The sequence below is a fragment of the Rhizobium herbae genome (assembly GCF_017873135.1).
Classification (GTDB): Bacteria; Pseudomonadota; Alphaproteobacteria; order Rhizobiales; family Rhizobiaceae; genus Pararhizobium; species Pararhizobium herbae.
This window is the reverse complement of record NZ_JAGGJV010000008.1, coordinates 319239-330790: the sequence shown is the minus strand read 5'-3', so window position 1 is coordinate 330790 and position 11552 is coordinate 319239. Positions and strand designations below refer to the sequence as shown.

Genomic DNA, 11552 nt, shown 5'->3' with positions numbered 1-11552 from the left:
ATCGCTGCCGTCAGCGACGTCTTGCCATGGTCGACGTGGCCGATCGTGCCAATGTTAACGTGCGGCTTGTTGCGCTCAAATTTGCTCTTTGCCATGGGGTCAAGTTTCCTGTGATCAATGAGAATGCACCATCCGGCGGCGCCGGTTTGGGGAGGCGTTTAAGGGTTTCGGAAGAATTGCGCAAGACTTAAATGTTTTGCGGCCCGCCAGGCCCTTAGCCCGTTTATGACGCCTATGTGGGGATCGCCGGGCGCGATTCCAATGCCGACGTCGCAGAATACGGAAATCGCCGTAAATCCGTGGCTTACGAGCGTGTCTTGAAGTCGAGCGTGAGGATGGCGACCATCGATGGCTTTGCTGGAGCGGGTAGCGGGAATCGAACCCGCGTATTCAGCTTGGAAGGCTGCTGCTCTACCATTGAGCTATACCCGCGGGTCAAGATCCGTCTGACAGAATGGTGGAGGGAGTTGGATTTGAACCAACGTAGGCTGAGCCAACGGATTTACAGTCCGTCCCCTTTAACCACTCGGGCATCCCTCCATTATTCTGTCGGGATCAAGCGACCAAGCATTTCAGATCAAAGCGTTGTTTGCCGGGGCAAGTCAGCCCTTCAATCTGCGCCGGGTATATGACGGTCCCGTTTCATCCTGTCAACACGGCGCTTCAGAAAAAGTTGCGAAATTCGCCATAAAGATCGCAAGCGCCCGATTTCGCGAAAAACGGTTCCACGGGCGGCCTATCCTCAGTATAAGACGGGCATGAGCAAAGATAATCCCGGCGACAGACCCGCCAAAGACACCCACTACGCAACCCTCCGGCGCGCCCACCGCGATGCCCGGCGCGAGCGTGGTGAAATTCCAACCCCCGTACAGGACAAGCGCAAGAAGAGCGCCGCACCCGACTGGAAGGCACCGCAGCTGGCACCCGATCAGGTACTGCTTTACGGCATCCACACAGTACGCGCGGCACTCGACAATCCCGAGCGCAAGATCACCAAGCTTTCGGTGACGCAGAATGCTCTGATCCGTCTGGAAACGGGACCGATCGAAGACCTCGGCTTTCCCGTGGAAATCGTCACGCCGCAGGATCTGGACAAGATACTCGGACCCGATGCGATCCATCAGGGCGCGATGCTGGAAACCGCGCCCCTGCCCGTCCGCCGTCTCTCGGCGTTGAAAGACAGCCCGCTTATTCTGGTGCTCGATCAGGTCACCGATCCGCACAATGTCGGCGCCATCATGCGCTCGGCCGTCGCCTTCAATGCCGGCGCGCTGATCACCACACAACGCCACAGCCCGACGGAATCAGGTGTGATGGCAAAGTCCGCCTCCGGCGCGCTGGAGATGATCCCCTATATCCAGATCACCAATCTCGCCGACGCGCTGGAAGAGTTGCACAAGCTCGGCTTCGTCTCGATCGGGCTTGATTCGGAAGGTCCCGCACCGCTCGAACAGACGCTTTCGGGTGAAAAGATCGCCCTCGTTCTCGGTGCCGAAGGCAAGGGATTGCGGCTGAAGACGCGCCAGACCGTCAACGCGCTCGCGCGTCTCGACATGCCGGGCGCCATCAAGTCGCTGAACGTGTCGAACGCCGCTGCCATAGCGATGTACGCTGCGCGCGGCCACCTGGCCAAAGCCTGAGCGGCTACTGCGTCAAAGGCAGCACGGCAACAGACAATCGCGCTTCGGGACAACCATCCCGGAGCTTGCGCCATGTCGTAACGTTGAGTTCCATTTCGCAACGCGCCAGATAGGCGGTGTCGCCGACCCGGATACAAACAGTCTGGCCGAGTTCGAGTTTCGAGCCATCGCGGTTTCTGCATGTGCAGCCCGCATCCGGAGGGGCCGCAAGGGACGCAGCAGGAGAGGTTCCGGCAAAGACCGAAACGAGCGTGACCATCAAGAGTGCCGGAACGCCTTTCATAAGCGAAGTTTAATACAAAAACGCAGGCAGTCCAGCCCCGAAAGGTGGCCGCTCCCCACGGGTGTGCCGACAGCGGACTTGCGGCAGGCCGCTATCCCGTGCGCTCAGGCTTTCTTCAGGAATTCGGTGCGCAGCACCAGCCCCTTGATCTTGGCGTGGCGGCATTCGACCTCGTCGGGATCGCCGGTCAAATGGATGCCCTTGATCATCGTGCCGCGCTTCAGGGTCTCGGACGTGCCCTTGACCTTGAGGTCCTTGATCAGGGTGACGTTGTCACCCTCGACGAGAATTGTACCGTTGCTGTCCCTGACATCCGTCATTATGATTCCAATCCGTGTGCTGTCGGCCGAAAGAGCCGGTGATCCGGGCTCTACCGGCTCAAGACGAGCCTGTCCAGTCGGCGTCAGGACGGCAGCATGCAGCGTGTCGGCCCGTCCCGCGGTGTCACCGTCGCCCCGTTCGCTGCCCATCGAAGCTCTACCGGATACTCGATGACGCTCGGCAAGGCCTTGATCGCTTCGGCATAGTCCGGCGTACGCTTCATCTCCGCCTCGTAAGCGGCTGCGCAATCTGGAATTCGAGTACGGTCCAGACCTGTGTCAGTACCAATCTGTTTCGCGCATGGTTGCGGCGCGGCATAGAGCGAGCAAGACGAGGTAAAGTTGCGGTGAAACTGCAGGGACAGACGGTCATCACCGGCGTTGATCGACGACAGGCTATCGATCGCCAGGGAATCGGCGAAGAGTTTCATGGCCGTCTTTCCGTCGTAGACCACAAATGACAAACCGCCATTCCATCCATCCGCTGCCCGGAAAAAGACGAAACGCCCGGCGACACCAAGAAAATATCCGGCGGTGTCGTCTCGGATCACCCGCTCGCCGCTCCCTTCCCGCCCACATGCCGCGTCCTGTGCCATCAGTGCCAGCGTCTCGGCGCCGACCTCGCCAAGATCGACTTCCTTGACCATGAAGTCCCTATAGCGGCGGCAGGTTATCTTCGGTTCCGCCGACGGGTTGTCCGGATCGGCGGGAAGTTTGACGATATCGACGGCGATGGGCTTGTCGAACGGATCCGCGGCGGCGACCGCGGGGGAAAGCTGCAGGATGGCCAGAACCAGCCCGGCAAGAACGTGAACTCGGCGCACGGCAATCTCCTCCCGCATATCCGTGGACCGTAGCCGATGGATCAGCAAAAGAACAATGCCGTTTTTCTGTCCTTCACCGGACGCAAAAAGCCGGACACTCGCTGTGCCCGGCTTTCGAGATTCAACAAATCAAAGGATGATCAGGCGGCGATATCGAAATGACCGCGGCCGGCAATGGCCTTTTCAGCTTCGCTGATCGCGGCTTCCTTCGAATCCGGGCTGACGGAAAGGCCTTCGGCGCGGACGAATTCGACATCGGTGATGCCGATAAAGCCGAACACGGTGCTGAGATAGGTTTCCTGATGATCCATGGCGCTGATCGGCGAAGCACCGGAATAGTGACCGCCGCGGGTCGAAGCAACGATGACCTTCTTGCCCTTGGCCAGACCTTCGACGCCGGTCTCGCTGTAGCGGAACGTCGTTCCGGCAACGAGGATGCGGTCGATCCAGGTCTTCAGCTGGCTCGGAATGGCAAAATTGTACATCGGCGCGCCGACGACAATCACATCGGCAGCCAGAAACTCATTGAGCGAGGCGCGGCCGGCATCCAGCTCGGAAACCAGTGTCGCGTCCAGCCCTTCCGGATTGGCGGAAGCCGCCATCAGGTGCGAGCCGTTGAGATGCGCCAGCGGCTGGGCGGCGAGATCGCGGTAGGTGACGCTGTCGCCGGGGCGCTCGGCCTTGATCCGTGCGACGATCGATGCCGTCAGGCGGCGGGATACGGAATGATCGCCGAGAATACCGGAGTCGATATGGAGAATGTTCATGGTGGCACCTTCGTGTGCTTGTGTGGCGTTGGGGTGCATCACATATGAATTTAAAACAATCGGCCGATAAGCCGGCCCTTTTTCGACAGGCCGTTTCCTGATAGAAACAATGATTGTCGATCATCGATGGAAATGAAGGTGTGACATGCAGGACCTGAACGATCTCGCGCTGTTTGCCGCCGTGGTGAAGCACAAGGGCTTTTCCTCGGCCGCAAGGGTGCTCAACATTCCGAAATCCAAGCTCAGCAAGCATGTGGCGCGGCTGGAGCAGCAGCTTGACGTCCGTCTTCTCGAACGCTCGACCCGCAAGCTGCGGGTGACCGAGATCGGCCAGGCCTTCTACGAGCGCTGCGAAACGATCCTGTCCGGCGTCGAGGCCGCCGAAGCAGTTGTTGCGGCGGCCAAGAGCGAGCCGACGGGTGTCGTGCGCCTCGCCTGCCCGATTGGCTTCACGCCGATGGTCGCGCATATTCTTCCTACCTTCCACCGGCGTTATCCCGGCGTGCGGCTGCTGATCACAACCACCAACCGCCGGATCGATCTGGTCGAGGAACGCATCGACATCGCGCTTCGGGCGCGCGACCAGCTGGATACCGACAACAACCTTATCGTCCGCAAGCTTGGCGAGGCGCGCCAGTTTCTCGCGGCAAGCCCGGCGCTGATGGCGCGGATCGGCAACGTGACGATCGACACGCTGGGCAGGATGCCGACGCTGTCGATGAACGAACAGCATCTTTCCGATACCTGGCAGTTGAACCATGCTGACGGAACGAAACGCGACATTGTCCACCAGCCGATCATCGGCTGCAGCGATTTCGGCATCCTCGAGCGCGCGGCCATCGAAGGGGTTGGAATTGCGCTTCTGCCGGATCATATCTGCGGCCGGGGATTTCGGACCGGCGTCCTGATGCCGGTGCTGCCCGAATGGTCCTCGAACGCCACCATCGCCCATCTGGTCTTCACCTCGCGCCACGGCATGCTGCCCTCGGTTCGCGCGCTCATCGACTTCCTCGCCGAAAACCTGCCCGGCGCGATGTCACGCTGCACGGAAATCGACCCGCGCCCGGCGATGCTGGAGGCCGCGGAATAATATGACGGCGTTTCGACCGCCCCCTGTTCGGACGGTTCTGGAACGCGCAATCTGATGCCATCAACGAATCGGCGGCGTCGGGGAGCGGCAGGATCATGACGATAGAGCGGCGGCGGGGCATCATCCACAGGCGAAGAACCGCGATCGGTACCGCTCTTGTCGCGGCCATCGCGTTTCTCGCTGGCATGACGGACGCGGCAGGGCTGCTCATTGCCGGCAGTTTCGTTTCCTTCATGAGCGGCAATACCACCCGCGCCGCCGTTGCGCTCGCCGACGGGCAAGCGGGATATGCGGTCATCCTGCTCGGCGCCCTCTTGACGTTCGTCGCCGGCAACGCGCTCGGCATCGTCATCGCCCACAATGCCGCCAGGCGCACCTTCCGCGTGCTTTCCTGGGTCACCCTCATGCTTGCCTTTGCTGCGACGATCACCGGCCCGGATTTCGCAACGCTTCAGTTCTACGCGATCGTGCTTGCCATGGGGCTGGTCAATGCCGCCGTCGAGCACATCGAGGGATTGCCCATCGGACTGACCTATGTGACCGGCGGCCTTTCACGCTTCGGCCGGGGCATCGGCAGCTGGATCGTCGGCACGCCCCGGCGCGACTGGGCCATGCAAATCGTCCCCTGGCTCGGAATGGCCGCGGGCGGTATCTGCGGCGCATTTCTCGAACGGGCGCTGGGCGCCGGCGTGCTCTGGCTGGCCTGCGCCCTGTCGGCGACCATTGCCATCGCCGTCTTCTTCATTCCACCAAGGCTCCAGAAACGCCACGCCCATCGCCCGCCGCCCGCACCGGCAAACATCCGGACAAAACCCATTCCGTGATCACACCCTTGGAGGACGGCGGATTGCGGCTGTCCCGGCACGCACGCCTGCGTCGAAGCTGGAAAAGCAGCCGCCCCACTGCATTTTTGCTTTACACAGGATCAGAATATGCTAACTCCCTGCCGCAAGTGCTGCCCTTATAGCTCAGTTGGTAGAGCACCTGATTTGTAATCAGGGGGTCCCGGGTTCGAGTCCTGGTGGGGGCACCATTTTTTACGCGCCATTGCACCCTACTCGTTGCCCGAGTTCGATTTCACCCCACGGCGTCGCACCATTCTTTCCCTTCCACACGGCGATCTTTTATGCATGATACCGCTGGCATAGCCGGCGGCGGCGCATGCTTTCATGTTGCCCGGCTGACGGACGGGCCGCTTTTTCAGGACGCTGCATCCGGAGCATCCGACTTCACACCATACAGGCATTTCATGGCTCGCACGTTCACAACCATCGCCTTCGCCGCTTCCGCCACCGACGAAGCACAGACGGCTGCGGCGGAGCTGATCGCTCTTTACGGCCAGGAGGATCCGGCGGAAGCGGACGTGATCGTGGCCCTCGGCGGAGACGGCTTCATGCTGCAGACGCTGCACCAGACCATGAACTCCGGCAAGCTGGTCTATGGCATGAATCGCGGCTCGATCGGCTTCCTGATGAACCGCTACAGCACCGAAAACCTGCGCGAGCGCCTGGCGGAAGCCGTCGAGAACACATTCCGGCCGCTAGAGATGCTGACTGTCGATACGGAGGGCAACCGCTTTCGGGCGCTCGCCATCAACGAGGTCTACCTGTTTCGCCAATCCTACCAGGCGGCAAAGCTCAAGGTTGTCGTCGATGGCCGGGTGCGGCTCGAGGAGCTGATCTGCGACGGCGTTCTGCTCTCCACGCCCGCCGGCTCGACAGCCTACAATCTCTCCGCCCACGGCCCCATCCTGCCGCTCGAAGCGCCGTTGCTGGCGCTCACGCCCGTCAGCCCTTTCCGGCCACGGCGCTGGCGCGGTGCGCTGCTGCCCAACAAGGTCACCGTCGATATCGCGATTCTCGAACCCGACAAACGTCCGGTCAACGCCGTTGCCGACCATGTCGAGGTCAAATCGGTGGTCCAGGTCCGCATCGCCGAATCGGAAAACATCACGGCGCATATCCTGTCCGACCCCGACTATTCCTGGTCGGACCGCATTCTTGCGGAGCAGTTCTCGAACTGACACGGGCATTCGGTGCCGCGCTTTGCGGCAAAGTCTTGAATGGGAATCGATTTCGGCCGAAACTTGTGCGAGAGTCCAATGTGCCTCGGTGCCCGCCAGGGATACGGGCACCAGAGCATCCGGCTTTTCAAGTGAGCTCACCAAAGGCGAAGACGATGCTCCAGATTCGATGCTCCAGCGCAGCCCGTGCGCTTTCGCTTGACCATGATGTGGCCTCGCGACCGATCGCCGAAGACGGCCGGATGCGGATTTCGTCTCCCGCCCGCTCTCCAACTGTCCTCTCTCTGGCCGCCTGCTGCCTGACCCTGCTGCTCGCTGCGGGGTCGCCGGCCCGCGCGGACGATACCGTGCCGATGCCGGACAATATCATTTTCGTCACCAGTACCGGATATTGGGAGGAAAGCGGCGATCCTTTGAACGTGCTCGATCCGAATGGAACCAGGACGGCGGAAAATCAACCGGCAGCAGGTTCATCGAACCCGGCACAGCGCGGCTACTACAAGCTTGTCGCGGTGCGCCAGCCCGAAGGCAACGCCCACATCTTTCTGCAGCAGATCGCCCTGGACGCCGCGGGACCGAAAGTGGTCTCTTCGGCAGAACTCGAAGAATTTTCCGCGATGAAGGCCTATGTCACCGACATTCGGCCCGAGACATCAGACGGTGTTGCAAACCAGCCCGGGCTGTTTGCGACCGTTTATCTGAAGACCGACCCGACGGCGGCGGAGCCGGAGACCTGGACGGTGCTGATCGACGACATCGGCGACATCAAGGTCGAGCGCGAAACGAATTGACGGCTTGCAAGCGCCAAAAGAAAGCCGGGCGATGAATGTGCCCGGCTTTTCGATATCGTGGAATGTCCTTCAGTCTCAGGCCAGATCGTCGACCACAGCGTCGGCGCCGCCATTGACGCGGTGGGCGAGCGCTGCCTCCATGAACTCGTTGAGGTCGCCGTCGAGCACATCGTCCGGTGCGGTGCTTGCCACCCCCGTGCGCAGGTCCTTGACCAGCTGGTAGGGTTGCAGCACGTAGGAGCGGATCTGGTGTCCCCAGCCGATATCGCTCTTCGACGCTGCTTCGGCGTTGGCTGCCTCTTCGCGCTTCTTCAGTTCGGCTTCGTAGAGGCGGGCGCGCAGCATGTCCCAGGCCTTGGCCTTGTTCTTGTGCTGCGAGCGCTCCTGCTGGCACTGCACGACGATGCCGGAGGGCATATGCGTGATACGCACGGCCGAATCGGTGGTGTTGACGTGCTGGCCGCCGGCGCCCGACGAGCGGTAGGTGTCGATGCGGCAATCGCTTTCGTTGATGTCGATCTGGATCGAATCGTCGATCACCGGATAGACCCAGATGGACGAGAACGAGGTATGACGGCGGGCGTTGCTGTCGAACGGCGAAATCCGCACGAGACGATGAACGCCTGATTCAGTCTTCAGCCAGCCATAGGCATTGTGCCCCTTGACGAGCAGCGTCGCCGACTTGATGCCGGCTTCTTCGCCGTCATGGACTTCCATGAGCTCGACCTTGTAGCCTTGGCGTTCGGCCCAGCGGGTATACATGCGCAACAGGATGTTGGCCCAGTCCTGGCTCTCGGTGCCGCCGGCGCCGGAATGGACTTCCAGATAGGTGTCGTTGCCATCGGCTTCGCCCGACAGCATGGCCTCCACCTGGCGGCGGGCCGCTTCGATGCGCAGCACCTTCAGCGAATCTTCGGCTTCCTTGATGATGCCGGCGTCGCCCTCTTCCTCACCGAGCTCGATGAGGTCGATGGCGTCCTGCATCTGTTGTTCGAAGGAACGAACACTGTTGATGCCGTCATCGAGGTGCTGGCGCTCGCGCATCAGCTTCTGAGCTTCGGCCGCATCGTTCCAGAGGTTCGGATCCTCCGACTTGTTGTTCAACCAGTCCAGTCGTCTTACCGCCTGATCCCAGTCAAAGATGCCTCCTCAGCAGGCTTATGGCCTGCTTGATTTCGTCGACGATATTCTCGATTTCGGTCCGCATGGTCCTGCTTCTTGCGCTCTTATGGAATGTGCGCCGTGAATAGCGACGCCCGCCGCTTATGTAAAGACGGCGGGCGGCGGGAAAGGTGGAAGATGACGTTAAAACAGGCCGCTTGAACCGCGGTTGATCGCGTCATTCGCTTGCGGCGACGCCTTCAGGATTTCTTCAGGCGGAATATACTGGTCGGCACCGCCGATCACGGAGAAGGTGTCGGCCGGACCGGTTCCTGGCTTGAACGCCTCGATGATCGTGTCCGGATCGCCGTCCGCAGCCGCCATGCCGGTCTTGCGGTTGACCGGAATGAGGCTCATGCCATCAGGCACGACGAACTTGACCGGGCGCGTCCCCTGCATCGCCGCCTGCATGAAGTCGTTGAACACGGGAGCTGCGAGACCACCGCCGGTCGCACCACGTCCGAGCGGCGCCGGGCTGTCGAATCCGAGATAAAGGCCTGCGACCATGTCCGGCGTATAGCCGACGAACCAGGCATCCTTCTCGTCATTGGTCGTGCCGGTCTTGCCGGCAACCGGACGGTCAAGCTTGATCTTGCCGGCCGCCGTACCGCGCTGGATGACGCCTTCCATCATCGAGGTGATCTGGTAGGCAGTCATCGGATCCAGAACCTGCTCCCGATTGTCGGTAATGACCGGCTCTTCCTGATCTTCCCAATCGGTGGCGTTGCAATTGTCGCAGGTCCGCTCCTCATGACGGAAGATCGTCTTGCCGTAGCGGTCCTGGATGCGGTCGATCATCGATGGCTTGATCTGCTTGCCGCCGTTGGCAAGCACGGCATAGGCGGACACCATCCGCAGCACCGTCGTTTCGCCCGAACCGAGCGACATGGCCAGCACCGGCAGCATCTTGTCGTAGATGCCGAAGCGTTCGGCATATTCGGCAACGAGGTTCATGCCCATGTCGTTGGCAAGCCGCACGGTCATCAGATTGCGCGATTTTTCAATGCCGAGCCGCAGTGTCGAAGGCCCGGCCGAACCGCCGCCGTAGTTTTCCGGACGCCAGACCTGGCCGCCGGTGACGAGCTCGAAGGGTGCGTCGAGAATGACGGATGCGGGCGTGTAACCGTTGTCGAGCGCTGCCGCGTAGACGAATGGCTTGAAGGATGATCCCGGCTGGCGCATCGCCTGCGTCGCACGGTTGAACTCCGACTGGCCGTAAGAGAAGCCGCCGGCCATGGCGAGAACGCGGCCGGTCTGCGGATCCATGGCGACAAGGCCGCCCTGGACCTTCGGCGGCTGGCGCAGGCGATATTCACCGGCTTCGTCGGTCGCTTCGACATAGACGACATCGCCGGGACCGACGACGCCGTCCGGCGACTTCGCCGACTTGCGATCTCCGGTCGAAGAGCGATAGGCCCATTGCATGTTCTTTGCGGTAATGTGACCGGTCAGGCGATCGGTGCCAACCTTGCCGGCTCCATCCTTTTCCGGCTGGATACCGATTTCGGCGCCATTGTCGTCCACGGAGAGTACGACCGCGAGTTTCCACTCGGGAACGTCGGACAGCGCCTCGAGCTTGCCAAGCGGCTCGCCCCAGTCTCCACCGATCTCGATCGTCTTCAGCGCGCCATGGAAACCACGGCGCTCATCATAGCTGACCAGCGCGTTCTGCAGCGCCTTGCGGGCTTCCACCTGCAGCCGCGGGTCGAGCGACGTGCGGACCGACAGGCCACCTTCATAGAGGGCATTGTCGCCATAACGCTGGATGATCTGGCGGCGGACCTCTTCGGCGAAGTAATCCGACGCGAACAGATGGGAACCGCCACGCCGGACGGTCACGCCCAGCGGCTGGGTCTTGGCCTCATCGCCGTCGCTCTTGGTGACGTAGCCGTTTTCAACCATGCGGTCGATAACCCAGTTGCGGCGCTCAAGCGCAGCCTTTTCGCGGCGGAACGGGTGATAGTTCGACGGTCCCTTCGGCAAAGCGGCCAGATAGGCCGTCTCCGCAATCGTCAGTTCCGTGACAGACTTGTCGAAATAGGTCAGCGCTGCGCCGGCGATGCCGTAGGAATTCAGCCCGAAGAAAATCTCGTTGAGATAGAGTTCGAGGATACGGTCCTTGCTGTAGGCCTGCTCGATGCGGAACGACAGGATGGCTTCCTTGACCTTGCGGTCGATCGTCTGGTCGGCGGAAAGCAGGAAGTTCTTGGCAACCTGCTGCGTGATCGTCGAGGCGCCAACGGGGCGGCGGCCGGAGCCGAAATTCTGCAGGTTGACGAAAATGGCGCGACCGAGACCGGTGATGTCAACGCCGGGATGCTGATAGAAATTCTTGTCTTCAGCCGAAATGAAGGCGGCCTTGACGCGGTCCGGAACGGCCTGGATCGGCAGATAAAGGCGACGCTCGCGCGCATATTCGGCCATCAGCGCGCCGTTGCCGGCATGCACGCGCGTCGTTACCGGCGGCGCATAGCTGTTGAGAACCTCGTAGTCCGGCAAATCCTTGGTCACATGGCCGAGGTAGATGGCAGCGGCCGCGGCAACGCCGAGCACCAGAAATGCGCCAATGCCGAAAAAATATCCAATCAGTCTGATCATCAGCCAGCTACCGGTACCCTGTTATCGTTTCCCTGTGCGCAGCACACGTTCCCGG

Annotated in this window: 12 protein-coding genes and 3 tRNA genes; 6 read left to right on the top strand and 9 right to left on the bottom strand. The window is 61.3% G+C overall.

Annotation, left to right across the window (positions count from 1 at the left end):
• From J2Z75_RS22185 to J2Z75_RS22175, 3 genes are all read right to left on the bottom strand, one after another.
• Positions 1–95, bottom strand: a 95-nt coding sequence (locus J2Z75_RS22185) for a GTP-binding protein (RefSeq protein WP_018010120.1), incomplete at its 3' end; no start/stop codon positions are given.
• Positions 96–358: 263 nt separating this feature from the next.
• Positions 359–432 (bottom strand) — tRNA-Gly (locus J2Z75_RS22180).
• A gap of 23 nt (positions 433–455) precedes the next feature.
• A tRNA-Tyr gene (locus J2Z75_RS22175) sits at positions 456–540 on the bottom strand.
• A 218-nt stretch (positions 541–758) separates the two neighbouring features.
• Between J2Z75_RS22175 and J2Z75_RS22170 the strand changes: the two genes are divergently transcribed.
• The gene (locus tag J2Z75_RS22170; RefSeq protein ID WP_209854941.1) at positions 759–1640 is read left to right on the top strand and encodes a TrmH family RNA methyltransferase; all 882 of its coding nucleotides are present in this window, start codon (positions 759–761) and stop codon (positions 1638–1640) included.
• Positions 1641–1644: 4 nt separating this feature from the next.
• Here the strand turns inward: J2Z75_RS22170 and J2Z75_RS29345 are convergent, their stop codons facing one another.
• The 4 genes from J2Z75_RS29345 to J2Z75_RS22155 all read right to left on the bottom strand — a co-directional run bounded on the left by J2Z75_RS29345 (position 1645) and on the right by J2Z75_RS22155 (position 3834).
• Entirely contained in the window at positions 1645–1923 is a 279-nt protein-coding gene (locus J2Z75_RS29345; RefSeq protein WP_234937488.1) for a hypothetical protein, read from the bottom strand.
• A gap of 104 nt (positions 1924–2027) precedes the next feature.
• Positions 2028–2243, bottom strand: coding sequence for an alkylphosphonate utilization protein (locus J2Z75_RS22165; protein ID WP_037169534.1), 216 nt, complete (start codon positions 2241–2243; stop codon positions 2028–2030).
• An 83-nt stretch (positions 2244–2326) separates the two neighbouring features.
• Positions 2327–3067: a hypothetical protein gene (locus tag J2Z75_RS22160; RefSeq protein ID WP_209854940.1), complete on the bottom strand. Its 741-nt coding sequence runs from the start codon at positions 3065–3067 to the stop codon at positions 2327–2329.
• Between the two features lie 140 nt (positions 3068–3207).
• Positions 3208–3834: an FMN-dependent NADH-azoreductase gene (locus J2Z75_RS22155; RefSeq protein WP_209854939.1), complete on the bottom strand. Its 627-nt coding sequence runs from the start codon at positions 3832–3834 to the stop codon at positions 3208–3210.
• Between the two features lie 145 nt (positions 3835–3979).
• On the opposite strand from J2Z75_RS22155, the gene J2Z75_RS22150 reads away from it, so the two are divergent.
• The 5 genes from J2Z75_RS22150 to J2Z75_RS22130 all read left to right on the top strand — a co-directional run bounded on the left by J2Z75_RS22150 (position 3980) and on the right by J2Z75_RS22130 (position 7738).
• Entirely contained in the window at positions 3980–4924 is a 945-nt protein-coding gene (locus J2Z75_RS22150) for a LysR family transcriptional regulator (RefSeq protein WP_209854938.1), read from the top strand.
• Positions 4925–5019: 95 nt separating this feature from the next.
• Complete coding sequence (locus J2Z75_RS22145; protein WP_209854937.1) at positions 5020–5748, top strand: YoaK family protein; 729 nt, start codon at positions 5020–5022, stop codon at positions 5746–5748.
• A 133-nt stretch (positions 5749–5881) separates the two neighbouring features.
• Positions 5882–5957 (top strand) — tRNA-Thr (locus J2Z75_RS22140).
• Positions 5958–6173: 216 nt separating this feature from the next.
• Positions 6174–6947, top strand: a complete 774-nt coding sequence (locus J2Z75_RS22135; protein ID WP_209854936.1) for an NAD kinase — start codon at positions 6174–6176, stop codon at positions 6945–6947.
• 242 nt (positions 6948–7189) lie between these two features.
• Positions 7190–7738: a hypothetical protein gene (locus J2Z75_RS22130; protein WP_209854960.1), complete on the top strand. Its 549-nt coding sequence runs from the start codon at positions 7190–7192 to the stop codon at positions 7736–7738.
• 75 nt (positions 7739–7813) lie between these two features.
• Here J2Z75_RS22130 and prfB read toward each other — a convergent pair.
• A protein-coding gene (prfB, locus tag J2Z75_RS22125) for a peptide chain release factor 2 (RefSeq protein WP_209854935.1) occupies positions 7814–8945 on the bottom strand; the annotation gives its coding sequence in 2 pieces (ribosomal slippage) (positions 7814–8875 and positions 8877–8945; 1131 coding nt in all).
• A gap of 98 nt (positions 8946–9043) precedes the next feature.
• Positions 9044–11497, bottom strand: coding sequence for a penicillin-binding protein 1A (locus tag J2Z75_RS22120; RefSeq protein ID WP_209854934.1), 2454 nt, complete (start codon positions 11495–11497; stop codon positions 9044–9046).
• Between the last annotated feature and the right edge of the window lie 55 nt (positions 11498–11552).

Excerpts from the sequence above, each read along its gene's own strand:
- J2Z75_RS22170 (WP_209854941.1), top strand. The coding sequence starts at position 759 with ATGAGCAAAGATAATCCCGGCGACAGACCCGCCAAAGACACCCACTAC.
- J2Z75_RS29345 (WP_234937488.1), bottom strand. The coding sequence starts at position 1,923 with ATGAAAGGCGTTCCGGCACTCTTGATGGTCACGCTCGTTTCGGTCTTT.
- J2Z75_RS22165 (WP_037169534.1), bottom strand. The coding sequence starts at position 2,243 with ATGACGGATGTCAGGGACAGCAACGGTACAATTCTCGTCGAGGGTGAC.
- J2Z75_RS22155 (WP_209854939.1), bottom strand. The coding sequence starts at position 3,834 with ATGAACATTCTCCATATCGACTCCGGTATTCTCGGCGATCATTCCGTA.
- J2Z75_RS22150 (WP_209854938.1), top strand. The coding sequence starts at position 3,980 with ATGCAGGACCTGAACGATCTCGCGCTGTTTGCCGCCGTGGTGAAGCAC.
- J2Z75_RS22145 (WP_209854937.1), top strand. The coding sequence starts at position 5,020 with ATGACGATAGAGCGGCGGCGGGGCATCATCCACAGGCGAAGAACCGCG.
- J2Z75_RS22135 (WP_209854936.1), top strand. The coding sequence starts at position 6,174 with ATGGCTCGCACGTTCACAACCATCGCCTTCGCCGCTTCCGCCACCGAC.
- J2Z75_RS22130 (WP_209854960.1), top strand. The coding sequence starts at position 7,190 with ATGCGGATTTCGTCTCCCGCCCGCTCTCCAACTGTCCTCTCTCTGGCC.
- J2Z75_RS22120 (WP_209854934.1), bottom strand. The coding sequence starts at position 11,497 with ATGATCAGACTGATTGGATATTTTTTCGGCATTGGCGCATTTCTGGTG.